This is a genomic window from Microbacterium oxydans, from assembly GCF_000956405.1.
Lineage (GTDB): Bacteria > Actinomycetota > Actinomycetes > Actinomycetales > Microbacteriaceae > Microbacterium > Microbacterium oxydans_C.
The window spans coordinates 1-22,282 of record NZ_JYIV01000007.1 but is presented as its reverse complement, the minus strand read 5'-3'; the positions used below and the strand labels follow the sequence as shown (position 1 = coordinate 22,282).

The following is a 22,282-nucleotide window of genomic DNA, read 5'->3' as shown; positions in this document are numbered from 1 at the left end:
CGACCGCACCACCCACCCCCCACCCCCATCGAGAGGCACATCGTGAAGAACAAGATCTTGACGACCGCAGCGGGATTCGGCACCGTCGCCGTCCTCGCCCTCACCGGCTGCTCCGCAGGCTCCGGTCCCTCCGACGACGGCTCCGTCCAGCTGCAGATGGTCGAGAGCCTGACCAACCCCGCCCGCACCGAGCTGCTGCGCGGACTCCTCGACGACTTCGAGAAGGCCAACCCCGACATCACGGTGAACCTGGTCTCCCCGCCCACCGAGCAGGCCGACCAGAAGATCCAGCAGATGCTGCAGTCCGGCAAGGGCGTCGACGTGCTCGAGGTGCGCGACATCACCGTCGGGCCGTTCGCGAACAACGGCTGGCTGTACGACCTCGGCCCCGACCTGGAGAAGTGGGACGGCTGGGACGCGCTGACCGACAACGCGCAGTCCGCCTCGGTCGCGGAGGACGGGAAGAGCTACTTCGTCCCCTACGGCTTCTACGGGTTGTCTCTGTTCTACCGCACCGACCTCGTGAAGGAAGCCGGCTTCGACGGTCCGCCGCACAGCTGGAAGGACCTGCTGGAGCAGGCGTCGGCGATCCAGGACCCGTCCGACAACATCTACGGGTACGCCTTCCGGGGCGGCCAGAACGCGAACAGCAACGTCGTCGCGGCGATCGAGGCCTACACGATCGACGGCCTCGACACGGAGGACGCGTTCCTCATGGAGGACGGCTCGACGATCTTCGCCGCCCCCGAGGCGCAGGAGGCGGTCGACGACTACTTCGACCTGTTCAAGGAGGCGTCGCCGCCGTCCGCCGTCTCGTGGGGCTACCCCGAGATGGTCGCCGGATTCACGAACGGCACCACGGCCTTCCTCCTGCAGGACCCCGAAGTCATCGCGACGGTGCAGGACTCGTCGCTCACCGAGGACCAGTGGGATACCGCTCCGCTGCTCGTCGGACCGTCCGGCAAGGCCGCACAGCCCCTCGCCGTCGCCGGCTGGGGTGTCGCGGAGAACAGCGAGAACAAGGAGGCTGCGGTCAAGCTCGTCGAGTTCCTGTCGTCCGCCGAACCCGCCACCGAGTTCGCGCAGGCCAACAGCCTGGTGCCCATCATCGCCTCCGCCGCAGACGACGACTTCTACTCGTCGGGCCCGTGGACCAGCTACGTCACCATGACCGAGGACCCGGAGACCTACGTCAACGTGCGCCAGCCGCGCGGGGTCAGCTGGTGGACCGAGTGGATCCAGAAGTCCGACCAGGACGTGCAGAACGTGCTGCTCGGCAACATGTCCACGAAGGATCTCCTCGCCTCGTGGGATGCGTTCTGGACCGAGAAGTACGCCGCGGAGAAGGGTTGATCCGTGGCCCGCACCATCCGTGAAGGGGGCTCCGCCGGCACCGCGTCTAGTCACGCAGTCGGCGGGGCCTCCCCGGCATCGCGTCGTCGCCCCTTCCGGGGCCGCACCGCGCTCACGCTGCTGGCCTTTCTCGCCCCGGCGATCGTCTTCGTCTGCTGGTTCACCTACTGGCCGATGCTGCAGGGCGCCCGCATGGCCTTCCACGACTGGAACCTGTGGGACCTCACGTCGACCCCGTTCGTGGGCTTCGACAACTTCCTCGCCGTCTTCCGCGACCCCGCCTTCCCGACCGTGGCCTGGAACTCCATCCTCTGGGTGGTCGGTTCGCTCGTGCCGCAGCTCGTGATCGGATTCCTCATCGCCCTCGCCCTGCGCAAGAGGTTCCGCTTCCGCGGGCTCTACCAGGCGCTGGTGTTCTTCCCCTGGGCGGTGTCCGGGTTCCTGATCGGCATGCTGTTCCGCTGGATGTTCAACGCCGAGTTCGGCGTCGTCAACGACCTGCTCATGAAGGCGGGGCTGATCGACGCACCGCTGCCCTGGCTGGCCGACCCGAAGCTCGCGATGTTCGCCGTGATCGTCGCGAACATCTGGTACGGCGTGACCTTCTTCGCGATCATGATCCTCGCGGCTCTGCAGTCGGTGCCGGACGAGATGCTGGAGGCGGCGAGCCTGGACGGCGCCGGCAAGGTGCGGCAGCTGTTCTCGATCATCATCCCGTACATCTCGATGACGCTGCTGCTGACAATCCTGCTGCGCGTGATCTGGATCTTCAACTTCCCCGACATCATCTACGCGATGACGAACGGCGGCCCCGCCAACCAGACCCACATCATCACGACGTGGATGATCAACTACACGCAGCAGGGCAACTACGGCATCGCGAGCGCCATCGGGCTCATCGTCGTGGCATTCCTCATGGTCTTCTGCGCGTTCTACCTGATGGCGATGCGGAGAGTGCAGCGATGACCATCACCTCATCCGTCCGGACCGGCTCCTCGGTCACGGAGACCCGTCGCATCACGGTCCCGGACCCGAAGGCCGCACCGCGCCCGAAGCCCCGTGTCACGGCGGGCGGTGTGGTGCGTGTCGTCGGCCTGGGGCTGTGGCTGTTGATCACCCTGTTCCCGCTGTACTGGATCACGCTCACCGCGTTCAAGTCGCCGGGGACCATCAACCGCTTCCCGATCGAGTACTGGCCGAGCGAACCCTCGCTGGACAACTTCACGAGCCTGTTCGAGAAGAGCTCGTTCGGGACGTTCCTGGCGAACTCGGCCATCGTGGCGGTTTCAGCCGGGGCGGTGGCGACGCTCATCGCGCTGCTCAGCGCCTACGTGCTGGCGCGGTTCGAGTTCCGCGGCAAGGGGGCGGTGCTCATCGCGTTCCTGTTGACGCAGATGATCCCGGCGTTCATCGCCCTCGGACCGCTGTACTCGATGATGACCGACCTCGGCCTCGTCGACACCAAGCCGGGGCTCATCCTCGTCTACATCGCGATCTGCATCCCGTTCTCCACGGTCATGCTGCGGGGCTTCTTCGAGAACGTCCCCGACGCGCTCGAAGAAGCGGCAATGATCGACGGCTGCTCGCGCCTTGGCGCCCTGTTCCGGGTGCTCGTGCCGGTGATGACCCCCGGCATCATCGCGGCGTTCATCTTCAACTTCGTGAACTGCTGGAACGAGTTGTTCCTGTCGGTCGTGCTCATGAACACCGACGCGAACCGCACCGTGCCCTCGGCGCTGAACGGCTTCATCTCCACGTTCAACGTCGACTGGGGCTCCATGAGCGCCGCAGCCGTGCTGACGATCCTCCCGACGATGGTGATGTTCGCCCTCGCCAGCCGCTGGATCGTCCAGGGCCTCACGGCCGGGGCGGTCAAGGAGTAACTCGGGCGTCGAGACCCACGCTCAACGCCGAGACCCACCCCCACACACGTCTGTGGGGGTGGGTCTCGACGTTTCCGATGGGTATCGGCGTCTGAATCAGGAAGTCAGACCAGCCGGGATTTCGGCGACACCGAGTAGGTGCTCTCGGCGTCGCGGTTGACCGTGTCGCCGAGCGCCTCGTCGATCGCGGTCATCGTGTCGGCGTCGAGCTTCACGCCCGAGGCCTTGACCGTCTCGGCGAGCTGCTCCGGACGGGAGGCGCCGACGAGAGCGGCCGCGACGTTCGGGTTCTGCAGCACCCACGCGATCGCGAGCTGCGGCATCGACAGCCCCGCCTGCTCGGCGATCGGCTTGAGGCGCTGCACCGCGGTGAGGATGTCGTCCTGCAGGAACGTCTTGATGAAGTCGGCGCCGCTGTGCGGGTCGGTCGCACGAGAGCCGTCCGGCACCGGCTGCCCCGGGAGGTACTTCCCGCTCAGCACGCCCTGCGCCATCGGCGACCAGACGATCTGCGAGATGCCGAGCTCCTCCGACGCGGGGACGACCTTGCCCTCGATGACCCGCCACAGCATCGAGTACTGCGGCTGGTTGGAGATGAGCTGGATGCCGAGCTGCTTCGCCAGGGCGTGTCCTTCGCGGAGCTGCTCCGCGGTCCACTCCGAGACGCCGATGTAGAGCGCCTTGCCCTGACGGACGACGTCGGCGAAGGCCTGGAACGTCTCCTCGAGCGGGGTCTCGTAGTCGAAGCGGTGCGCCTGATACAGGTCGACGTAGTCGGTGCCGAGACGCGTGAGCGAGCCGTTGATCGACTCGAAGATGTGCTTGCGGCTCAGGCCGGTGTCGTTCGGGCCCTTGGGACCGGTCGGGAAGTAGACCTTGGTGAAGATCTCCAGCCCCTCGCGGCGCTGGCCCTCCAGAGCCTTGCCGAGCACGACCTCGGCGGCCGTGTTGGCGTACGTGTCCGCGGTGTCGAACGTGGTGATGCCGGCGTCCAGGGCGGCGTGCACGGTCTTGACCGCGGCGTCGTCCCCGACCTGCGAGGCGTGCGTGACCCAGTTGCCGTACGTGATCTCCGAGACCTTGAGACCGCTGTTGCCGAGATAGCGATAGTTGACCATGGACCAACGCTACTGGCTGCCCACCACGGCGGGGCCGGATGGGGGCGGTCGGATCAGGCATCCTCACATCCCGAGAGTCTCCCGGTACTCGCGCCAGGCGGCTCCGAGGCGTCGGACCCCCTCTGCCAGCACGTCGTCCGGTGCCGTGAACGGGATGCGGATGTGGTCGTCCGGCGAGAGCGTCACGGCGAACGCGGCGCTTCCGGCGATCGAGACGCCGTGCGCGGCCGCGACCCTGGCGAGCGCTGCTGCCGACCCGGCCGGCACCGCGACCCACAGCGACAGCCCGCCGCGTGGTGGTTCGACCATCCACTCCGGCAGGTGCTCGGCCATGAGGTTCTGCAGCAGCCGTAGTCGCTCCTGATGGATGCGGCTGTTCGCTCGGCGGAGGTCGTCGGCTCGGGCGATCAGGTCGAGCGCGAGCAGCTGCCCGGGCACGCTCGTGGACTGGTCGGCCAGCTGCCTGGCACCACGCAACCGCCGCACGAGCACGGGGTCGGCACGCAGCCAGCCGATCCGCAACCCCGCCCACACCCACTTCGACACCGACTCGACCACGATGATCGGCGCATCGGCGCGCTCGGCCGCGAGCGTGGGCGGCACGACTCCGTCGAACGAGATGCCTGCGAGCACACGGTCCTCGATCACCGGGACGCCGTATTGCGCGGCGAGCTCAGCGACACGATGCCGCGCCGCGGACGGAAGGCGCGAACCGGTCGGGTTCTGGTGGTGCGGGTTGAGCGCGACGAGCGCCGGTCGCAGTCGCGCGAGCGCCTGTTCGAGCGCGTCCAGGTCGAGTCCGTCGACGCCCATCGGGATGCCGTGCACCGTGCCGCCGCGGAGGCCGACCGAATCGGTGACGCCGGGCCAGGTGATCTCCTCCGCGAGCACGATGTCGCCCGGTCCCACGAGCGCGTTGACGACGAGGCTGATGGCCTGCTGCGCTCCGTGGGTGACGAGGATCTGCTCCGGCGTGGTCGGCGTCCCCTCGGCGGTGTACATGTCGGCGATCAGGTTCCGCAGGGCCGGGAGTCCGGCGGGGTCGGTCTCGGGCAGCAGAGCGAGGTCGAGCCTCGGCTGGTGGTCCGTGATGAGCTGCACACCCAACTCCGAGATCTGCGGCACGGTGCGCAGCAGGTCGATCGCATTGGGGAGCGCGGAGAACAGCGCCTCCCCTCGTCCGGGACGCTGTACGGATGCAGCGGTCGTGGCGAGACCGGCGACACGTGTGCCGCTCCCCTGCCGTCGGTCCACGAGGCCGCGCTCGGCGAGGTCTGCATACGCGGTGACGACAGTGCCGCGCGACACCGAACCGGCGACGGCCAGCGCCCGCTCCGCCGGGAGCCGATCACCCGGTCGCAGCTCTCCGCCCGCGATCAGCGCCTCGATCCCCCGTGAGAGACGGGCGGCGAGGGTGCCGTCGCCCTGCGTCCACCGCCCGAGTCGCGCCGAGAGTGCGGCCGAAGACACATCGCCCGCGTGCACGAGAGCCGTCGTGCACGCGGCAGCCGTCGTGTGGCGGGCAGCCATCGTGTGCCCGGCAATGATGGCCGAATCCTGATCCACTGGCTCACCATTGGCCCTGTCGTCGCTGCTCACGAGACCAGATTCTGGACCAATGGACACGCTCGCCGCCACCAGAACGCCGGATGCTGGACCAATCTCCCCCGATTGGACCACCGGCCAACTCCTGGATTGGCTCAGCGAGGACGCTCGCCAGCACGATGCGACACTTCGGGAGCCGCTCGCCCGCATCGAGGCGCTGCTGACGGACGCGCACTGGGCACACACTCCGAGCACCGTGGCGTTGATCCGATCGATCGCCGGCGCCGTCCGCGACGAACCAGCGCTCCGCAGCATCCGGATCCGCAACCTCGGCCTGCAGCCGACACCGGGAGTGTCGGAGCGGATTCCTCAGTTCGCCTGACCGGCACCCGTCAGGCACCGGTCACCCATCGGGGATCAGCCGATCGTGGGACGGACCAGCTGCTCCTGCTCTTCGAGTGTCTGCGCCTGCGCACGCTTCTCGGCCCGCTCCCGCTCCTGTGCCTCGGCCGCCTCGCGGCGTTCCGCGCGCGTCTGCGGCTCGCCGGAACCGGCCTCCGCCTGTATCTCCTGGGACTGATCGGTCACGATCTGCGCGCGGTCGCGGAAACCCTCGGCCGTCACCCGATCGAGGGCGACCTGCTTGCGGATCGCGGCAGCCTTCTCGTAGAGACTCGGGTCACCATAGCTCGTGAGTACCTTCACCAGCACCGGCAGCAGCTCGATCATGAAGAACAGAGCCGCGATCAGGATGTGCGCCCAGAGGATCGAGGGCTCCTTCTCGCTCAGTCGGTTCAGTCCGCTGATCTGACTGAGCAGGCCGACCGCGCCCGCGTTGCCCTGCGCCACGGCATCAGCCCGGGCGTTGTACGCGGCGAGCGCCTGGTCGTAGGAGTCACGAGCCGTCGGCAGCTGCGACTTCGCCTGCTCGCGGTTCTGCGCCTCGGACGAGGTGGTGTTCTCCTTGGCCGCGGTGCCGGCAGCGGCGAGCTCCTCGTTCGCGGTGCGCAGCTGTGCGGCGAGAGCGTCGTACGTCTGCTGCGCTTCGGCGAGCTGGGCCTTCGCGGCGTCGGAGCTGGCCCCCTGGCCGTTGACACCGGTGCAGCCGGGAACGGTGCCGGCGCCTTCTCCGGTCAGCTCGCACTGGTAGAGCACGCGGGCCTGGTCGATCACGGCCTGCTGAGCCGTCATCTTCGCGGTGACGTCATCGACTGTGGCCTGAGCCGCCGACTCGGTGGCCGACGAGGAGTCGGTTCCCGCGACGATACCTGTGGCCGCCTGGTTCTCGAGCTCGGCGACCTTGGCGGATGCCGCGTCGAGCGCGATCTTCTCCGGCCCGGACTCCAGCGCCTCCTGGTCGGACTGCGACTGGGTGATGTTGGTGGAGGCGACCTCGCGCGCGATGTCGTTGTGGAAGATCTGCAGCACGAGCGGCTCGGCCACGACGAACCCGATGATCGCGGCCATGATCACTCGCGGGATGGCGAGCCCGATGAGGCGCCAGACGTTTCTCGTCGAGCTCATGGTCGACGTGAGGAAGCGGTCGAGGTTGAAGATGATGAGCGCCCAGACCAACGCCAGCGGCACGGCCAGCCAGACGGCCGCCTGCACACCGGTGGTCAGGGCGAACAACATCGAGATCGCGGACACCAGAGCGGTACCTGCGAGCACGAAGAACATCTGCACGAAACGGGGCGTCTCACCGGGGACCCGGTCCAGGATCTCGCCCTCCGCACCACCGAGGATCGCGAGCGTGCGGGCGCGCGAGCCCGGAGTGCGCGGTTCGCGCGGCGTGCGAGGGCGACGGACACGGGGCGCACGCGGAGGCTTCACCGTGGCGGATTCCTCCGGGACGGTCTCTTCTGCTGTGCGGGCACCGGCGATCGGGGTCGCCTCGGCCGAAGACGCGTCTCGGGCGGCGTCTTCCGTTCCGGTGGGCTCGAACTCACGCAGGAAGTCGAGGTCATCCGTGACGGCGTCGGGTTCGCTGTCGAGGATGATCCGACCCTGCGAGTCGTAGCGACCCGGTCGATGGGCGGAATAGGGCATTCGAACAATCTACGAAAGATCGCCTGTGGAAAACGTGGAAGAGCCCTTTGAGTGACTCACAGGTTGGCTCAGCCGACCCCACGTTCGAATCGCGCAATTGGCTCCATCCGGGGCGAACTTCGAGCCATTCGCGCGATTCGGAACCCGGGAAGGGGCTCAGCCGGCCGGGAGCAGCCGGTCGAGCGTGGCCGTGTAGGTGGCGAGCGCAGCGTCGAGCGTGAAGTGCCCGGCGGCGGCGAGTGTGCCCAGCCCGTGGATCAGTCCCCACAGCGCCACGGCGTCGGTCGGGCGGTCGAGGCCCGCGGCGACGGCAGCCCGGGCGAGCACGGCTTCGAGTCCGTCGATCAGCGGGGCCATCGTCGGAGTGGGCGCCCCGGGGATGCAGACTGTGGGGTCGTACACGGCATCGAACGCGTGCGGGTGCTCGACGGCGAAGCGGATGTAGGCGCCACCACCGGCGGTGAGCGCGGCCTCGGGTGTCGACGCGGACTCGGTCGCCGTGCGCACCTGTTCGAGGAGGTCGGCCATGCTGCGTTCGGCGATCGCCTTGAGCAGTCCGAGCCGGTCGGAGAAGTGGTGGTACGGGGCGTTGTGACTGACGCTCGCGGCACGAGCGACCTCGCGCAGGCTGATCTCGGCTGCGGGCATGCGCTCCAGCAGCTGCATCGCGGCGTCCTCCAGCGCGCGTGCGAGATCGCCGTGGTGGTAGCCGTCCTTCGAACTTGACATGCGCAACATCCTCTCCTATCTTGACAGTGTCCACCAGCTTGACACTGTCCAGATAGGAACCTGACATGCCCGCACTCGTGATCGACGGCCACCCCGACGCCCGCTCCCTGACCGCGTCACTCGCGCAGCGCTACGCGGCGGGGCACGGCGACGCCCGCGTGCTCGCCCTGCGCGACCTCGACTTCGACCCGAGCCTGCGCTTCGGCTATCGCGAGCGCATGACGTTGGAGCCCGACCTCGTCGAGGCGAAGCGGGCACTGCAGGAGGCCGACACCGTGGTCATCGCGACCCCTTTGTGGTGGGGTTCGGTCCCGGCGCTGCTCAAGGGCTTCTTCGACAGGGCCCTGCTGCCGCAGCAGGAGTACCGCTACAACAAGCTCGGCCTGGTCGACGGGCTGCTGCCGGCGCGCCACGGCAGGCTGCTCCTGCTGGCGGACACGCCCTGGTACTTCGTGCCGTTCACGGGACTTCCCGCACAGACCCATGTCGCCCGCGGCACCATGCGCTTCTGCGGGATCCGCTCGGTGCGCACGCACCGCATGCTCGGTGTGAAGGACGCGACGCCCGCAACCATCGACCGGTGGCTCGACCACGCAGAACGACTCGGCGCCGCGGATGGACGCCGCGACGGTGTCCGTCAGCCCATCGCCGCGGGGTCTCAGCCCATCGCGGCGGAAGCCGCCTCGTCCTCGGTCGTGGCGACGAGCTGACCGCACGCCCCGTCGATCTCCTTGCCGCGGGTGTCGCGGAGGGTCGTCGGGATGCCGGCGTCGTTGAGCCTGCGCACGAACTCGTCCGTCACATCCTTGTCCGACGACGTCCAGATGGAGCCGGGGGTCGGGTTGAGCGGGATCGGGTTCACGTGCACCCACCCGCGTCCGCGCTGGTTGAGCTTGTCCGCCAGCAGGTCGGCGCGCCAGGCGTGGTCGTTCATGTCCTTGATCAGCGCGTACTCGATCGAGACGCGACGACCCGTCTTGGCGTAGTAGTCGTAGGCCGCGTCGAGGGCCTCGTCGACCTTCCACCGCGAGTTCACCGGGATGAGCTCGTCGCGCAGATGGTCGTCCGGGGCGTGCAGCGAGAGGGCGAAGGTCACCGGGATGCCCTCATCGGCGAGCTTCTTGATGGCCGGCACCAGGCCGACCGTCGAGACGGTGATGCCGCGAGCGCTCATACCGAGGCCGTCGGGCTGCGGGGCGACCATCGTGCGCACGGCGTCCATCACGCGCTTGTAGTTGGCGAGCGGCTCACCCATGCCCATGAAGACGATGTTCGAGACGCGGTCCATGCTGTGGTCGTCGGCCTTCTTGCCGCCGAGGCCGCCCTCGGCGATCAGCCGGTTGGCGCGCACGATCTGCTCGACGATCTCCGCGGTCGACATGTTGCGAGTCAGTCCCGCCTGTCCGGTCGCGCAGAACGGGCAGTTCATGCCGCACCCGGCCTGGCTCGAGACGCACAGCGTGATGCGACCCGGGTAACGCATGAGCACCGACTCGACCAGCGCACCGTCGTGCAGGCGCCACAGGAACTTGATCGTGTCACCGCGGTCGGTCTCGAGGCGACGCACCTCGGTGAGCAGCGGCGGCAGCATCCCGGCGACGAGCTGCTCCCTGGTGTCCGCGGGGAGGTCGGTCATCTGCTCGGGGTCCGACGTGTAGTGCCGGAAGTAATGCGTCGCGAGCTGCTTCGCGCGGAAGCCGGGCAGGCCGAGCTCCTTCACCTTGTCGATGCGCTCGGCGGGGGTGAGGTCGGCGAGGTGCACGGGCGGCTTGCCGCGCTTGGGGCTCGCGAACTGCAGGAGCGGGCGCCCTTCGGCATCCTTCTGCTGCGTCCAGCCCTCGGTCGCAGGGCGCACCTGCGGCTTCTTGGTCTCGCGGATGGCCCCCGAACGCGACGACGCGGGTGCTGCGGGGCGCGTCTCGCGCGTGCGGGGAGTCTCGGTCATACCTTCCAGGGTACGCGGTGGCGGATGGGAAGACCCCGGGCGCGAGGGACCGCCTCCCTAGACTGAGCCCATGGATGCCGTGCTGTGGATCATCGCGATCGTCGTCGGCCTGATCGTGATCGTCGCGGTCCTCGCCGTGTCCGTCCGAGGGATGCGCCCGAAACTCCCCGATCCTCCGTTGTTCTCCACGGCTCCGCACGCCGCCCCTCCCCCCTCCGCCGCGACGACTCCAGGGCTGACCCCGGAGGTCGTCGCCGAGGTCGACCGCCTCGTGGTGGCAGGTCAGAAGATCCACGCCATCAAGGTCTACCGCGATCACTCCGGCGTCTCGCTCAAAGAGGCGAAGGACCGCATCGAGCACTGGTCGGTCAGCACGACGGCTCCGCACCCCGCGGCCGTCTCGCACACGACCGCGCCGCATTCGTCGATCACTGCGACTCCTTCGTCGGTCCGCGCCTCGCTGCCGCCGTCGGTGGCCTCGACGATCGACGCGCAGGTCGCGGGCGGCTCAGCCATCGCGGCGATCAAGACCCTCCGTGAGCACACGGGGCTCGGACTCAAGGAATCCAAGAACGTGATCGACGCCTGGCCGCACACCCACGCCTCCTGATCGAGTTGTCATTACAGGCTGCGCCCGGGAGAATGGACGAGCCCGCCCGATGAAGGAGCCCCATGCCCGACCGTCTCGACCGCGCCCGCACGACCGGCATCCTCGCCGTCCTCCGCGCACCCTCCCCTGAACTGGCCATCGAGGCCTCGGAGGCGATCATCCGCGGCGGGGTCACGGGCATCGAGGTGACCTTCTCCACTCCCGACGCGCCCGCCGTCATCCGCGAGCTCATCGCCCGCCACGGCGACGCCGCCTATGTCGGGGCCGGCACCGTCACCACTGCCGCGCAGGCCGAGCAGGCTGCCGATGCGGGAGCCGAGTTCCTCGTGAGCCCCGGCACCCTGCCGCACCTCACGCGCAGCATGCTCGACACGGGACGGGTCGTGATGACCGGCGCCATGACCCCGACCGAAGTCATGGGCGCACTCGAGCTCGGCGTCGACGTCGTGAAGATCTTCCCCGCATCACTCGGTGGACCGTCGTACCTCGGCGCCCTGCGCGGACCGTTCCCCGACGCCCCGCTGATGCCCACCGGCGGAGTGAACCCCGACAACCTCGCCGCCTGGTTCGCCGCCGGAGCGGTCGCCGTCGGTGCGGGCGGAGACCTGGCGAACGGCGCATCGATCAAGAACGCCGACTGGATCGACATCGAGCAGCGCGCGGCACGGTTCGCCGCGGCACTCACCGCCACGCGCGGCTGAGCACGATGCGATAGATCGCCACACTCCGGATCGTTTGGTATACCGGATGCATGGGTGCGCGACGGATGCTGTCGATCGGCGCCGTCGCGATCGTGTTGCTGACCGCGACCGGCTGCACGTCGGCCACGCCTCCGTCGGCGCCTGATCCGCGCTCGTCGACCCAGGAGTCCGTCATGACCGATGCCACCCGCAGTCTGCTCGCCGCCGCAGCGACGGGAGATGCCGTCGCCGCCCGGAAGGCCATCGACGAAGGCGCGGACATCGAGGCGCGGGGGTCCGGCGGTATGACCGCACTGATCGCCGCGACGAAGGCCGATCACGTCGACGCGGCACGCGTGCTCATCGACGCAGGCGCTGATGTGAACGCCAAGGATGACATCCAGGACTCCGCCTACCTCTACGCCGGTGCGCGTGGGCACGACGAGATCCTCCTGATGACGCTCGACAACGGCGCCGACCTCACGAGCACGAATCGCTTCGGCGGCACAGCGCTGATCCCGGCCTCCGAACGCGGGCTCCTCTCGACGATCGACATCCTGCTGGAGGCCGGTGTCGACCCGAACCACATCAACAACTTGAACTGGACGGCGCTGCACGAGGCGATCGTGCTCGGCGACGGCTCATCCACCTACGTCGAGGTGGTGCGGGCGCTCATCGACGGCGGAGCGGACACGAGCATCCCCGACGGGGACGGCGTGCTCCCGATCGAGCTCGCCAAGGCGCGGGGCTACGACGCGATCGTGGACGAGCTCCAACGATGATCCTGCTCGAACCGTGGGCCTGGACTGCGCTCGCGGTGGCCGCGGTGACGATCGGCATCTCGAAGACGGCACTCCCCGGCGGAAGCATCCTGGCCATCGCCCTGTTCGCCGCGGTGCTGCCCGCCCGCACCTCGACAGCCGCGACTCTGCTGCTGTTGATGGTCGGCGACCTGTTCGCCCTGACCGCCTACCGTCGGCACGCCCACTGGCCCACGCTCCTGCGACTCGCGCCCGCGGTCATCGCCGGCCTGCTGGTCGGGTTCGCGTTCCTCGCCTTCGCCGGCGACGGCGTGGTCCGACGGGCGATCGGTGTGATCCTGCTGCTGATGATCGCCGTGACGCTGTGGCGACGGTGGCGGCAGAGCAGGGCGGACGAACTGGCTCCCCCGTCGAGCGGCATCGTCTTGGCGGGCGCCTACGGAACCCTCGGCGGCTTCACCACCATGGTCGCCAACGCCGGAGGCCCGGTCATGTCGATGTACTTCCTGGCCACCCGCACCCCCGTGCAGGTGTTCCTCGGCACGTCCGCCTGGTTCTTCGCCATCATCAACGTGCTCAAGGTACCCTTCCTCGCGGGCCTCGGACTGTTCGAGACGCCCGTGCTGCTGATGGACGCCGTGCTCGCCCCGCTCGTCGTCGTCGGTGCGCTCCTCGGACTACGTGTCGCCCGCCGCATGGATCAGCGCGTGTTCGACCGCATCGTGATCGCCCTTACGATCGTCGGCGCGGTGTACCTCCTGTTCTGACCACACCCACACCACGCGCCCTCACCCCCCTCCCGCCAAGACGGAGGCCGAAACGGAGACGAACCAGGTTCAGTGCGGCGTGGCGTCGCCCGACACGCGGCCCTGACGTCGGATGGTCTCTGTTTCGGCCTCCGACTTCGGCCTCCGACTTCGGGCAGCTGCGGCAGCAGGGAAGCTCAGTCGAGGAAGATGTCCGGGAACAGGGCGGTGTCGGGGGTGCCGGGGATCGCCGCATAGCGGGAGAAATCGGTCACGCCGTCGGCTTCGAGCACATCCTCCACGATGAGGGTCTGCCCCGTGTACGACGCGGCGGGCTTGAGCAGCACGGCATAGGCGGCGTCCGCGTAGATGTCGGGCGTGCGGCTCGCGGCCATGACCTTGTCGCCGCCGAGCAGGTTCTGCACCGCGGCGGTGGCGATCGTGGTGCGCGGCCAGAGCGTGTTGGCGGCGATCCCGTCGCGGGCGAACTCGGCGGCAAGACCGAGCGTCGCCATCGTCATGCCGAACTTCGCGAGGGTGTAGCCGGTGTGCGCGCCGAGCCACTTCGGGGACGGGTTCAGGGGCGGCGACAGCGAGAGGATGTGCGGGTTCTCGGCATCCTTCAGGATCGGCACCGCCGCGCGGGAGAGCATGAACGTCCCGCGCACGTTGACGTCCTGCATCAGGTCGTACTTCTTGGCGTTCAGGTCGAGCGAGCGCGAGAGATCGATGACGCTGGCGTTGTTGATCACGATGTCGATGCCGCCGAACTCGCCCTGCGTCTTCATGACCGCTTCGGTGATGTCGTCGTCGACTCGGACATCGCCGATGATCGGCAGAGCCTGGCCGCCCGCCGCGCGGATCTGCTCGGCGGCGGTGTGGATCGTGCCCTCGAGCTTCGGATGCGGGGTATCGGTCTTCGCGAGCATGGCGATGTTCGCACCGTCGGCGGCCGCCCGCAGTGCGATCGCGAGGCCGATGCCGCGGCTGCCGCCCGACATCAGGATGGTCTTGCCGGCAAGGGACATGGGTTCTCCTTGGTTCTCGATCACGAAGGGAGGGACGCCGCGGACTCAGCGCGGGGCCATGCGGATGGCGCCGTCGAGGCGGATGGTCTCGCCGTTGAGGTAGCCGTTCTCGACGATCTGCTGCACGAGGGCCGCGTACTCGTCGGGGCGGCCGAGACGGGAGGGGAAGGGCACCTGCTGGCCGAGGGAGTCCTGGGCGGCCTGCGGGAGTCCCATGAGCATCGGCGTCTCCATGATGCCGGGGGCGATCGTGCAGACGCGGATGCCGTGGCGGGCGAGTTCTCGCGCCACCGGCAGGGTCATGGCGTGCACGCCGCCCTTGGACGCGGAGTAGGCGGGCTGGCCGATCTGCCCGTCGAACGCGGCGACGCTCGCGGTGTTCACGATGACGCCACGCTCCTCGTCGTGCAGTTCGTTCGTCGCGATGACGGCGGCGGCCTGCGAGATGACGTTGAACGTGCCGACGAGGTTGATGCGGATCACACGCTCGAAGTCGGCGAGCACGGCGGGGTTGCCCTCACGGTCGAGCACCTTGGCGGGCGGAGCGATCCCGGCGCAGTTCACGACCACGCGCAGCGGAGCCGCCGACTGTGCGGCCGTGACAGCCGCACGCACCTCCTCGGCATCGGTCACGTCGGCTGCGACGAACAGACCGCCGAGCTCGTCCGCGACCTCGGCGCCCTTGGACGAGGCCAGGTCGATGATCGTCACGTGTGCACCCGCGGCGACCAGCCGTCGCGCCGTGGCGAGCCCGAGTCCGGAGGCTCCGCCGGTGATGAGTGCACCCTGTCCGCTGATCTGCATCTGATGTTCTCCTTCGAACGCCGTCGTGCGACATGCCGTGATGGAACGCAGTATCAGCCTACGTGGTTCTTGGTTTCACCACGACTCTGGGCGACTGCGTCGCGACCGAGCATAGTTCCCGTCGCCCACCCGAAGGAACGCGATAAGCCGTGGGAGTAGGATCCGGAGAATGCGCCGCCCGCCCGGGATCCACCGATCCACGGCGACTGTCGACCAGCCGGTGATAATGCGCCTCATTACCACCGTGAGCCTGGCGCTCCTGCTCCTCTTCGCCTTCGCGGTGACCGCACACGGCGATGCCGGGGAGAACGGCGCGGCCCCCTCCCTCGCCGCTGTGGCCATCGACGCGTTCGACGACGCCGCGTTCGAGGGCACGGGCGAACGGGACGAGGTCCAGACGCAGGTCGCCCTTCCGTCCCCCGGCACGAGCGCCCTCGTCGGCACCGCACTCTGCGTTCTCGGGGTGCTGTGCGGCCTCGCCGCGATGCTCCTGGTGTCTCGCGTGCTCCGGCGCCCCGGACAGCTCTCGACCATCCGGGAGAGGGCGCGCTCGCTGCCCTCGGATCCGGCTTCTCCCCTGCACCCCCGCGTGACCGCGGTCTCCCTGATCCAGCTCGGCCTCTCCCGAACCTGATCGTCGACGCGCCGTCATCAGGACGGCGCCTTCCCTCGGCGTCGCGCGGCTCCACGGCTCGCTGCCTCGAAAGGCACGCCCCGGTATCCGGATCGCGCCCGCTCCCACCCGGAATCTCGCGACCCCTCGTGACGGCATCCGACGCCATGCCCGTGCTGACCCTGAGAACCCGTGCTGACCCTGAGAAGGAGAACCCATGAAACGCACATCGAACCACGACGGACCGCTCACACCGGATAGGCGAGGACGGTGAGCCGGTCAGTCGGCGTCGCCTCTGGGCCTCCGGTCCGCACAGCGATCGCTGCAGCTGCCCTCAGCGCTCTGCTCATGCTCCTCCCTGTGGAGCCGGCGATGGCCGGGGAGCAACGCAGTGTCGCCGACACCCAGAGCCGTACAGCGGCCTCCGCTTCACCTCCCGCTGCCGCCCCGGCCCCGGCCCCGACTCCGACTCCGACTCCGACTCCGACTCCGACTCCCACCACCGGCACCACGCATGAGCAGCAGAACGGCGAACAGCGGGTGCAGCGCACCGATCTCGGCTTCCTCGGCGTCGCCTTCCTCTTCGGGATCGGTTTCCTCCTCGCGGCCGGAGCGCTCGGCGTTCTCGCCTCGGCGCGCGCGCGGCGTCGGCGCGACCGTGCGGAGACCGTTGCCGGGAAGGAGGGTTCCGGTGTTGCGTGAGAACAGTCCCCGATACGGGATCGCCTTCGTCGTCGCCGGCACCATCGTGCTCATCGACCAGGCGAGCAAGGCCGCCGCGATCGCAGGGCTCAGCGGGACGGAGCGGATACCCCTGCTGGGTGATGTGCTGGGTCTGCAGCTCGCCTTCAACCCCGGCGCGATCCTGTCGCTCGGGTCAGGGGCGACGTGGGTGCTGACCGCGGTGGGAGTGGGTGCGGTGATTGCACTGTTCGTCGCCGCGACCCGCGCCCGCACGAAGGTGCGGGCCTGGGGGTTGGGCCTCATCCTCGGAGGTGCCATCGGAAACGTGCTCGACCGTCTGCTCGCACCTCCCGGATTCGGTCGCGGTCACGTCACCGACTTCCTCGCGTACGGGAACTGGTTCATCGGGAACCTCGCCGATGTCGCCCTCGCGATCGGGGGTGTCTTCCTCGTCGTCGGGCTCCTGTCCGACCAGCGTGCGGCAGCGCGGACGAGGCAGACCATCGACCGACCGGACGGCTCGCGGGAGGACTCGACCGGATGAACGACTGGATGCCCGATGCACCGCCGACCTTGTCCGACTTCCTCACACCGGTCTTCCTCATTCCGGCCGCGGGACCGTTCCCCCTCCTGCCCCTGGTCGCGGCAGTGCTGGCGGTCGCCTATCTGGCCGGTGCACTCCGGTTGCGGCGACAGCACCGTCGGTGGCCCGTGTGGCGAACCGTCGTCTTCCTCCTGGGATGCCTCGCGCTCGCAGCCACCACGGGCCTCGGGGTCGAGGTGTACGGCTATGCCCTGATGTCGGTGTTCATGTTCCAGCAGCTCACCCTGATGATCGCCGTCCCTCCGCTGCTGGTGCTCGGTTCGCCGGGCACGCTCCTCCTGCGGGCGACACCGCACCGCGGGTGGGGCTCCGCGGTGCTGCGTATCGCGCACGGAGGGCTCCGCAGCAGGATCTACCGGTGGATCCTGAGCCCGTGGATCGCGCTGCCGGTGTACCTGATCGCGTTCTACGGCCTGTACCTGGCTGGCCTCGCCGACCGTGTGCTCGCAGCGCCCGGAGGCCACCTCGCCCTGGAGGTCGGGTTCCTCGTCGTCGGCATCCTCTTCGCCATCCCCGTGCTGAGCTCCGACCCGCTCCCGGTGCGGCTCGGCCACGGCGGTCGGGCCCTGGACGTCTTCGCGGAAGCGGCCCTGCACGCATTCTTCGGTGTCTTCCTGATGATGGCGACCACGATGCTCGTCGACTACTTCATCGCACCGACTCTGGCACTCGGGGTGAATCCGCTCGAAGACCAGCAGCTGGCAGGCGGGCTGGCATGGTCATACGGCGAAGCCCCGACCCTGCTGATGCTCGTCTACGTGATGCACCGGTGGTTCCGCGACGACACGGCCCGCGCCGCTGCCGCCGACCGTTATGCGGATGCGCACGGCACGACCGAGCTCGACGCCTACAACGCCTATCTGGAGGGCCTCCGTGACGACCGCCGCTGAGCCGGTGCAGTGCCCGTCGGGCAGGATGGACGGATGAGCATTCCCTCTGCTTCCCTCGACGTGCCGATGAAGGTTCGCGAGCTCGCGCGCGGCGCCGCGCTCGTGCCGGTCTGGCTCAACGGGATCGGCGGGCTGACCTTCCGCACCGACGACGGGCGGTACATCAAGTGGGGCCCGCTCGACGACGAGGCGAACATGCGCGACGAAGCCGAGCGCATGCGGTGGGCACGCACCTGGCTCCCTGTGCCAGAGGTGCTCGACCAGGGGCAGGACGACACGCATGAGTGGCTCGTGACGGTCGCGCTGGATGCGAGCAGCGCCATCGACCCCCGCTGGGCTGACCGCCCGGAGACCGCGGTACGCGCGGTCGGGGCGGGCCTGCGGATGCTGCACGACACGCTGCCCGTGGCCGAGTGCCCGTGGGAGTGGAGCACGGAATGGCGGATCGCCAACGCCGCCGACCGCGGCACGATCGTGCCCGAGGATCTGCTCCAGGCGCCGACGATCGACCGGTTGGTGGTGTGTCACGGCGACGCCTGCATGCCGAACACTCTCCTCGACGCTCAGGGCCGGCCCGCCGCGTTCGTGGATCTCGCCGCGCTCGGAGTCGCCGACCGCTGGGCCGACATCGCGGTGGCGTCGATGAGCACGATGTGGAATTTCGGCGAGGGCTGGGAGGACACGCTCATCGAGGCGTACGGGGTCGAACCCGACCGTGAGCGTCTCGAGTACTACCGTCGCCTTTGGAACGAGACGTGAGCATCGCGCCCGACGCACGGCCCCGTGTGCTCGGTCCGGTCGTCGACGACATGACCCGCTGCGTGCACTATCGGGGCCCGACCGACATCATCGCGATCCGCTTCGCCTGCTGCGGCGAGTACTACCCGTGCCACCGCTGCCACGAGGAGACCGCGGAGCATCCCGCACAGCAGTGGGCGCCGGATCAGCACGGCACGAAGGCGATCCTCTGCGGCGCGTGCGGGCACGAGCTCACGATCGCCGAGTACTTCACGGTGACGGCGTGCCCGCAGTGCGCCGGCCTGTTCAACGAGCGGTGCGCGCTGCACCGGGAGCTGTACTTCCAGGTCGATCCGAGCTAGCTCCACACGAAGCGGAACGTCCCGACGAGCACGGCGGCGGCGAGGGCGAGCGCCATGATCGCGATCCCGCCGACCACGGCCACCGCATCCCGCGGGTGCAGCCGGGAGGGACGCGACCAGGTGCGCGGGATACCGGAGCCGAAGCCCCTCGCCTCCATCGCGAGCGCCAGCTTGGAGCCGCGCCGCACCGCGAACACGAGTAGCACGAACGCCATCGAGAAGAACCGTCGCAGCACACCCTTGTCGCCCACACCGCGCGCGCGACGGGCCAGACTCATGGTGCGCCAGTCGTCGAGGAAGAGCCCCAGCATGCGCGTGCCGGCGAGGATGCCCAGCACGAAGCGGCTGGGGAGTCTGGCCACCTGCGCCAGCGCATCGGCGAGCTCGGTCGGGTCGGTGCCGCCGAACAGCAGGATCGTGGGGAGCCCGAGCGCGATCACTCGCAGACTCACCGCGATCGCGAGCGTGATGGAGTCGTCGCTGATCGTCGCGAAGCCGAACGTCCAGTAGATGCGCCCGGCCGGCTCGGCGTACAGCAGCATGCTCACACCCGCGATCGGGGCGAAGATCGCGATCGGCAGCAGGCGCTTCAGCACCGTCGACAGACGCAGCCCCGTCAACGGCAGGCAGAGCAGTTGCAGGACGATCGCCGCCAGCGCGCTCGTGATGTCGATGGAGGCGAACAGCGGCACGGACAGCAGCAGGGCGAGCAGCAGCTTCGTCACCGGGTTCACACCGTCGAGCCAGACCGGGCGCACGGTCTCGGTCGCCGTCACGACGACGAGCCCAACTCGATGCGATGACCGCCCAGGTGCCGGATCACCGCGTCGTCGTGCGTGACCGCGATGATCGATCGGCCGCGCGCGATCTCCTCCTGAAGCAGGGCGACGAGCGAGATCCATCCGCGACGGTCCTGTCCGAACGTCGGCTCGTCGAGCACGATCACCTCCGGCGCCCCGGCCAGCACGGTCGCCACCGACAGTCGCCGCTTCTGCCCTCCGGAGAGCGTGAACGGGTTGGCGAGGGCGAGGGGGGCGAGGCCGAGACGTTCGAGCAGATCGTCGACGACGGCATCCGTCTTCGCCCGGTCCCAACCGAGCGCCCGCGGGCCGACCGCGAGCTCGTCGCGAAGGGTCTGGGCGAGGAACTGGTGCTCCGGCTCCTGGAACACCATCCCGATGCGGGTGAGCAGCTCGCGCGAGGTCCAGCGGATGGGGCGCGTCCCCTTGCGCCCCGCCAGCTCGGGCGACGAGCGCACTTCTCCGTCCAGCTCCGGGATGAGTCCGGCGAGCGTGAGGGCGAGCGTCGACTTGCCCGCGCCGTTCGGCCCGGTGATCACGGTGGCGTTCGCCCTCGGCACGCGCAGGTCGAGCCCACGCTGCACCGGTGCCCCCTGCTCGCGACCGATCGTCAGGCCAGATGCGGTGAGCGCGTCCAGGGCCGGAACCTGCTCCAGCACGGGGAGGTCGATCCCCCGGTCGGGCACCCACACGCCGGCATCCGCGAGCACGTCGCCGTAGGCCGCGAACACCTGGGCCGGCTCTCCGTCGGCGAGCAGTCCGCCGTCGGCTGCGAGCACGATCACCCGCGTCATCAGATCGACCCAGATCGGTGTGCGGTGCTCGACCACGATCAGCGTCGCCCCGGAAGCGCCGACCGCACGTTCGACACTCGCCCGCACCTCGCGCACACCTTCGGGGTCGAGGTTCGCGGTCGGCTCGTCGAGCAGCAGCAGCCCTGGACGCATCGCGAGCACACCGGCCAGCACGAGACGCTGCTTCTGTCCGCCGGACAGTGCCTTCGTCGGACGCTGCAGCGGCACATCGAGTCCGACAGCATCCAGCGCTTTGGAGACACGGCTGGGGATCTCGGACGCCGGCACGCCCAGGTTCTCGCACCCGAACGCGACGTCGTCGCCGACCTTCGACAGCACGATCCCCGCATCGGGGTCCTGCAGGACGAGTCCCACCTGTCCGTGCCGCGATTCGGGGGCGGCACCGTCGATGCGGAGCGACCCCGTGCGCACGCCCTCGTCGTCGCCGCCGAGGACACCGGCGAGGCCCGCGAGCAGCGTGGACTTCCCGGCGCCGGATGCACCGAGCAGCAGCACCCGCTCACCCGGTTCGATCGTGAACGAGACGTCCTCGACGGCGGGCAGCCTCCGACCGGCGTACCGCCAGCCCCAGCCCGCAGCCTGCACGCGGGCCGGGGCGGCGATGGTCACGGTCAGACCTCGCGCACGTGCTCTCGCCCGACGGCGAAGCGGTTCAGTGCACCGGTGACGGCGAGGGCGCGCACCAGCAGCCACCCGACGACACCCGCCAGGATCGCTCCGGAGACGACCACGCTGACCAGGTAGATCGTGTTGAACTCGACGGACTTGAGGATGTTCGGTGAGCTGCCGTAGAACAGCTCGAACACCCAGGCGGCGACCGCGGCCCCGACACCGGCGAGCGCGGCGACGGCGATCCCGAAACGACGGTAGAAGAACAGGGCGAAGATGATCTCCGCGCCGAGACCCTGCACGATGCCGGACAGCACGGTCGAGACGCCCCACACGTTGCCGATCAGCATGGACACGATCGCAGCGACGAGCTCGACGACCAGCGCCGCGCCTGGCTTGCGGATCACGAGCCCGCCGACGACGCCGCCGAGCAGCCAGATGCCGACGGCGATGCCGCCGAGACCGGGGGTCAGAGCGTCGGCCGCGCCGAACCAGGCATAGCCGATCGTGTTCCATCCCCAGAAAACGAGGCCGATCGCGACGCCGAGGACAGCGGCGACGACGATGTCGACGACGCGCCAGCGCCAGATCGATGTGCGGTTCGGGTCCTGTGCGGCGGCGGATGCCTGCTGCGTGGATGCGGCCGTAGGCGTACTCATCTGAACTCCTCCCTGCGCTGGCATGACCCAGATCAGGTTCGACGGTCGAAGCGCGATTCGCTCCCTCTCAGCCCGGCTCGCCGGACTCCCGTGGTTGTGGTGACGATCCTACCGTCGGCGACACCCCCGTAGCGACAAGGCGCCGGCGCCACGGAACACGCCCGGGATTGGGTACCGTAAACGAGTGACCGCTTCAGATCCCGCCGACGAGGCGACGGGCGTCGTCGGCGGGATCTGAAGCGGTCACTCGTTTACGG

At 69.0% G+C, this 22,282-nt stretch carries 26 protein-coding genes and 1 riboswitch; of the genes, 15 read left to right on the top strand and 11 right to left on the bottom strand.

Annotated elements, in window-relative coordinates:
* Window positions 1–42 precede the first annotated feature (42 nt).
* The 3 genes from RN51_RS00450 to RN51_RS00440 are packed head-to-tail and all read left to right on the top strand — an operon-like array spanning window position 43 to window position 3,236.
* Window positions 43–1,353, top strand: a complete 1,311-nt coding sequence (locus tag RN51_RS00450) for an ABC transporter substrate-binding protein (RefSeq protein WP_045262079.1) — start codon at window positions 43–45, stop codon at window positions 1,351–1,353.
* A 3-nt stretch (window positions 1,354–1,356) separates the two neighbouring features.
* A complete protein-coding gene (locus RN51_RS00445) occupies window positions 1,357–2,319 on the top strand; it encodes a carbohydrate ABC transporter permease (protein WP_045262078.1) in 963 nt (320 codons plus the stop codon).
* The gene (locus tag RN51_RS00440; RefSeq protein WP_197073148.1) at window positions 2,316–3,236 is read left to right on the top strand and encodes a carbohydrate ABC transporter permease; all 921 of its coding nucleotides are present in this window, start codon (window positions 2,316–2,318) and stop codon (window positions 3,234–3,236) included. Before RN51_RS00445 ends, RN51_RS00440 begins: the two co-directional genes overlap by 4 nt.
* A gap of 104 nt (window positions 3,237–3,340) precedes the next feature.
* Here the strand turns inward: RN51_RS00440 and RN51_RS00435 are convergent, their stop codons facing one another.
* Window positions 3,341–4,354 carry an aldo/keto reductase family protein gene (locus RN51_RS00435; protein WP_045262077.1) on the bottom strand — a complete coding sequence of 338 codons (1,014 nt, stop codon included), beginning with the start codon at window positions 4,352–4,354 and terminating at the stop codon, window positions 3,341–3,343.
* A 63-nt stretch (window positions 4,355–4,417) separates the two neighbouring features.
* A complete protein-coding gene (locus tag RN51_RS00430) occupies window positions 4,418–5,920 on the bottom strand; it encodes a PLP-dependent aminotransferase family protein (RefSeq protein WP_231579166.1) in 1,503 nt (500 codons plus the stop codon).
* 52 nt (window positions 5,921–5,972) lie between these two features.
* On the opposite strand from RN51_RS00430, the gene RN51_RS00425 reads away from it, so the two are divergent.
* Window positions 5,973–6,281 (top strand): hypothetical protein, encoded by a 309-nt coding sequence (locus tag RN51_RS00425; protein ID WP_045262076.1) that lies wholly within the window; start codon window positions 5,973–5,975, stop codon window positions 6,279–6,281.
* Between the two features lie 35 nt (window positions 6,282–6,316).
* On the opposite strand, the gene RN51_RS00420 is transcribed toward RN51_RS00425, so the two are convergent.
* Together RN51_RS00420 and RN51_RS00415 are read right to left on the bottom strand one after the other, a co-directional pair.
* Window positions 6,317–7,948, bottom strand: a complete 1,632-nt coding sequence (locus RN51_RS00420) for a DUF4407 domain-containing protein (protein WP_045262075.1) — start codon at window positions 7,946–7,948, stop codon at window positions 6,317–6,319.
* Between the two features lie 156 nt (window positions 7,949–8,104).
* On the bottom strand, window positions 8,105–8,677 hold the full coding sequence (locus tag RN51_RS00415; protein WP_045262074.1) for a TetR/AcrR family transcriptional regulator: 573 nt from the start codon (window positions 8,675–8,677) through the stop codon (window positions 8,105–8,107).
* A gap of 65 nt (window positions 8,678–8,742) precedes the next feature.
* On the opposite strand from RN51_RS00415, the gene RN51_RS00410 reads away from it, so the two are divergent.
* A complete protein-coding gene (locus RN51_RS00410) occupies window positions 8,743–9,387 on the top strand; it encodes an NAD(P)H-dependent oxidoreductase (RefSeq protein WP_045262073.1) in 645 nt (214 codons plus the stop codon).
* On the opposite strand, the gene rlmN is transcribed toward RN51_RS00410, so the two are convergent.
* Window positions 9,336–10,622, bottom strand: coding sequence for a 23S rRNA (adenine(2503)-C(2))-methyltransferase RlmN (gene rlmN, locus RN51_RS00405; protein ID WP_197073147.1), 1,287 nt, complete (start codon window positions 10,620–10,622; stop codon window positions 9,336–9,338). The two genes, RN51_RS00410 and rlmN, sit on opposite strands and share 52 nt — an antisense overlap.
* A 70-nt stretch (window positions 10,623–10,692) precedes the next feature.
* On the opposite strand from rlmN, the gene RN51_RS00400 reads away from it, so the two are divergent.
* Together RN51_RS00400 and RN51_RS00395 are read left to right on the top strand one after the other, a co-directional pair.
* Complete coding sequence (locus tag RN51_RS00400; protein WP_045262072.1) at window positions 10,693–11,232, top strand: ribosomal protein L7/L12; 540 nt, start codon at window positions 10,693–10,695, stop codon at window positions 11,230–11,232.
* Window positions 11,233–11,294: 62 nt separating this feature from the next.
* Window positions 11,295–11,933 (top strand): bifunctional 4-hydroxy-2-oxoglutarate aldolase/2-dehydro-3-deoxy-phosphogluconate aldolase, encoded by a 639-nt coding sequence (locus RN51_RS00395; protein WP_045262071.1) that lies wholly within the window; start codon window positions 11,295–11,297, stop codon window positions 11,931–11,933.
* On the opposite strand, the gene RN51_RS18620 is transcribed toward RN51_RS00395, so the two are convergent.
* Window positions 11,914–12,108 carry a hypothetical protein gene (locus RN51_RS18620; RefSeq protein ID WP_231579165.1) on the bottom strand — a complete coding sequence of 65 codons (195 nt, stop codon included), beginning with the start codon at window positions 12,106–12,108 and terminating at the stop codon, window positions 11,914–11,916. The genes RN51_RS00395 and RN51_RS18620 overlap by 20 nt on opposite strands.
* Here RN51_RS18620 and RN51_RS00390 point away from each other — a divergent pair.
* Complete coding sequence (locus RN51_RS00390; protein ID WP_231579164.1) at window positions 12,107–12,694, top strand: ankyrin repeat domain-containing protein; 588 nt, start codon at window positions 12,107–12,109, stop codon at window positions 12,692–12,694. The two genes, RN51_RS18620 and RN51_RS00390, sit on opposite strands and share 2 nt — an antisense overlap.
* On the top strand, window positions 12,691–13,440 hold the full coding sequence (locus tag RN51_RS00385; protein ID WP_045262069.1) for a sulfite exporter TauE/SafE family protein: 750 nt from the start codon (window positions 12,691–12,693) through the stop codon (window positions 13,438–13,440). The genes RN51_RS00390 and RN51_RS00385 overlap by 4 nt, the downstream gene beginning before the upstream one ends.
* Window positions 13,441–13,616: 176 nt before the next feature.
* Here RN51_RS00385 and RN51_RS00380 read toward each other — a convergent pair whose 3' ends face one another.
* Together RN51_RS00380 and RN51_RS00375 are read right to left on the bottom strand one after the other, a co-directional pair.
* Window positions 13,617–14,447, bottom strand: a complete 831-nt coding sequence (locus tag RN51_RS00380) for an SDR family oxidoreductase (protein WP_045262068.1) — start codon at window positions 14,445–14,447, stop codon at window positions 13,617–13,619.
* A gap of 45 nt (window positions 14,448–14,492) precedes the next feature.
* Complete coding sequence (locus tag RN51_RS00375; RefSeq protein ID WP_045262067.1) at window positions 14,493–15,251, bottom strand: SDR family NAD(P)-dependent oxidoreductase; 759 nt, start codon at window positions 15,249–15,251, stop codon at window positions 14,493–14,495.
* A gap of 226 nt (window positions 15,252–15,477) precedes the next feature.
* Here RN51_RS00375 and RN51_RS00370 point away from each other — a divergent pair, with 226 nt between their 5' ends.
* The 6 genes from RN51_RS00370 to RN51_RS00345 all read left to right on the top strand — a co-directional run bounded on the left by RN51_RS00370 (window position 15,478) and on the right by RN51_RS00345 (window position 19,142).
* Window positions 15,478–15,885 carry a hypothetical protein gene (locus RN51_RS00370; protein ID WP_045262066.1) on the top strand — a complete coding sequence of 136 codons (408 nt, stop codon included), beginning with the start codon at window positions 15,478–15,480 and terminating at the stop codon, window positions 15,883–15,885.
* A 249-nt stretch (window positions 15,886–16,134) separates the two neighbouring features.
* A complete protein-coding gene (locus RN51_RS18615; protein WP_052674517.1) occupies window positions 16,135–16,566 on the top strand; it encodes a hypothetical protein in 432 nt (143 codons plus the stop codon).
* Window positions 16,556–17,092, top strand: a complete 537-nt coding sequence (locus tag RN51_RS00360; RefSeq protein WP_052674516.1) for a signal peptidase II — start codon at window positions 16,556–16,558, stop codon at window positions 17,090–17,092. Before RN51_RS18615 ends, RN51_RS00360 begins: the two co-directional genes overlap by 11 nt.
* Entirely contained in the window at window positions 17,089–18,042 is a 954-nt protein-coding gene (locus tag RN51_RS00355; protein WP_045262064.1) for a cytochrome c oxidase assembly protein, read from the top strand. The genes RN51_RS00360 and RN51_RS00355 overlap by 4 nt, the downstream gene beginning before the upstream one ends.
* Before the next feature lie 33 nt (window positions 18,043–18,075).
* On the top strand, window positions 18,076–18,801 hold the full coding sequence (locus RN51_RS00350; protein ID WP_045262063.1) for an aminoglycoside 3'-phosphotransferase: 726 nt from the start codon (window positions 18,076–18,078) through the stop codon (window positions 18,799–18,801).
* A complete protein-coding gene (locus RN51_RS00345) occupies window positions 18,798–19,142 on the top strand; it encodes a CHY zinc finger protein (protein ID WP_231579163.1) in 345 nt (114 codons plus the stop codon). Before RN51_RS00350 ends, RN51_RS00345 begins: the two co-directional genes overlap by 4 nt.
* Here the strand turns inward: RN51_RS00345 and RN51_RS00340 are convergent.
* The 3 genes from RN51_RS00340 to RN51_RS00330 form a co-directional block, all read right to left on the bottom strand.
* Window positions 19,139–19,918 carry an energy-coupling factor transporter transmembrane component T family protein gene (locus tag RN51_RS00340; RefSeq protein ID WP_045262062.1) on the bottom strand — a complete coding sequence of 260 codons (780 nt, stop codon included), beginning with the start codon at window positions 19,916–19,918 and terminating at the stop codon, window positions 19,139–19,141. The genes RN51_RS00345 and RN51_RS00340 overlap by 4 nt on opposite strands.
* On the bottom strand, window positions 19,915–21,366 hold the full coding sequence (locus tag RN51_RS00335; protein WP_419865787.1) for an ABC transporter ATP-binding protein: 1,452 nt from the start codon (window positions 21,364–21,366) through the stop codon (window positions 19,915–19,917). The genes RN51_RS00340 and RN51_RS00335 overlap by 4 nt, the downstream gene beginning before the upstream one ends.
* A 2-nt stretch (window positions 21,367–21,368) precedes the next feature.
* Entirely contained in the window at window positions 21,369–22,025 is a 657-nt protein-coding gene (locus RN51_RS00330; protein ID WP_045262061.1) for an ECF transporter S component, read from the bottom strand.
* Window positions 22,018–22,127: riboswitch (TPP riboswitch) on the bottom strand. It overlaps the preceding gene by 8 nt.
* Window positions 22,128–22,282: the final 155 nt, after the last annotated feature.

What these genes read in the sequence shown, in the direction of transcription:
- RN51_RS00440 (WP_197073148.1), top strand. Translation starts at nt 2,316, where the DNA reads ATGACCATCACCTCATCCGTCCGGACCGGCTCCTCGGTCACGGAGACC.
- RN51_RS00435 (WP_045262077.1), bottom strand. Translation starts at nt 4,354, where the DNA reads ATGGTCAACTATCGCTATCTCGGCAACAGCGGTCTCAAGGTCTCGGAG.
- RN51_RS00425 (WP_045262076.1), top strand. Translation starts at nt 5,973, where the DNA reads ATGGACACGCTCGCCGCCACCAGAACGCCGGATGCTGGACCAATCTCC.
- RN51_RS00420 (WP_045262075.1), bottom strand. Translation starts at nt 7,948, where the DNA reads ATGCCCTATTCCGCCCATCGACCGGGTCGCTACGACTCGCAGGGTCGG.
- RN51_RS00415 (WP_045262074.1), bottom strand. Translation starts at nt 8,677, where the DNA reads ATGTCAAGTTCGAAGGACGGCTACCACCACGGCGATCTCGCACGCGCG.
- RN51_RS00410 (WP_045262073.1), top strand. Translation starts at nt 8,743, where the DNA reads ATGCCCGCACTCGTGATCGACGGCCACCCCGACGCCCGCTCCCTGACC.
- rlmN (WP_197073147.1), bottom strand. Translation starts at nt 10,622, where the DNA reads ATGACCGAGACTCCCCGCACGCGCGAGACGCGCCCCGCAGCACCCGCG.
- RN51_RS00400 (WP_045262072.1), top strand. Translation starts at nt 10,693, where the DNA reads ATGGATGCCGTGCTGTGGATCATCGCGATCGTCGTCGGCCTGATCGTG.
- RN51_RS00395 (WP_045262071.1), top strand. Translation starts at nt 11,295, where the DNA reads ATGCCCGACCGTCTCGACCGCGCCCGCACGACCGGCATCCTCGCCGTC.
- RN51_RS00390 (WP_231579164.1), top strand. Translation starts at nt 12,107, where the DNA reads ATGACCGATGCCACCCGCAGTCTGCTCGCCGCCGCAGCGACGGGAGAT.
- RN51_RS18620 (WP_231579165.1), bottom strand. Translation starts at nt 12,108, where the DNA reads ATGACGGACTCCTGGGTCGACGAGCGCGGATCAGGCGCCGACGGAGGC.
- RN51_RS00385 (WP_045262069.1), top strand. Translation starts at nt 12,691, where the DNA reads ATGATCCTGCTCGAACCGTGGGCCTGGACTGCGCTCGCGGTGGCCGCG.
- RN51_RS00380 (WP_045262068.1), bottom strand. Translation starts at nt 14,447, where the DNA reads ATGTCCCTTGCCGGCAAGACCATCCTGATGTCGGGCGGCAGCCGCGGC.
- RN51_RS00375 (WP_045262067.1), bottom strand. Translation starts at nt 15,251, where the DNA reads ATGCAGATCAGCGGACAGGGTGCACTCATCACCGGCGGAGCCTCCGGA.
- RN51_RS00370 (WP_045262066.1), top strand. Translation starts at nt 15,478, where the DNA reads ATGCGCCTCATTACCACCGTGAGCCTGGCGCTCCTGCTCCTCTTCGCC.
- RN51_RS00355 (WP_045262064.1), top strand. Translation starts at nt 17,089, where the DNA reads ATGAACGACTGGATGCCCGATGCACCGCCGACCTTGTCCGACTTCCTC.
- RN51_RS00350 (WP_045262063.1), top strand. Translation starts at nt 18,076, where the DNA reads ATGAGCATTCCCTCTGCTTCCCTCGACGTGCCGATGAAGGTTCGCGAG.
- RN51_RS00330 (WP_045262061.1), bottom strand. Translation starts at nt 22,025, where the DNA reads ATGAGTACGCCTACGGCCGCATCCACGCAGCAGGCATCCGCCGCCGCA.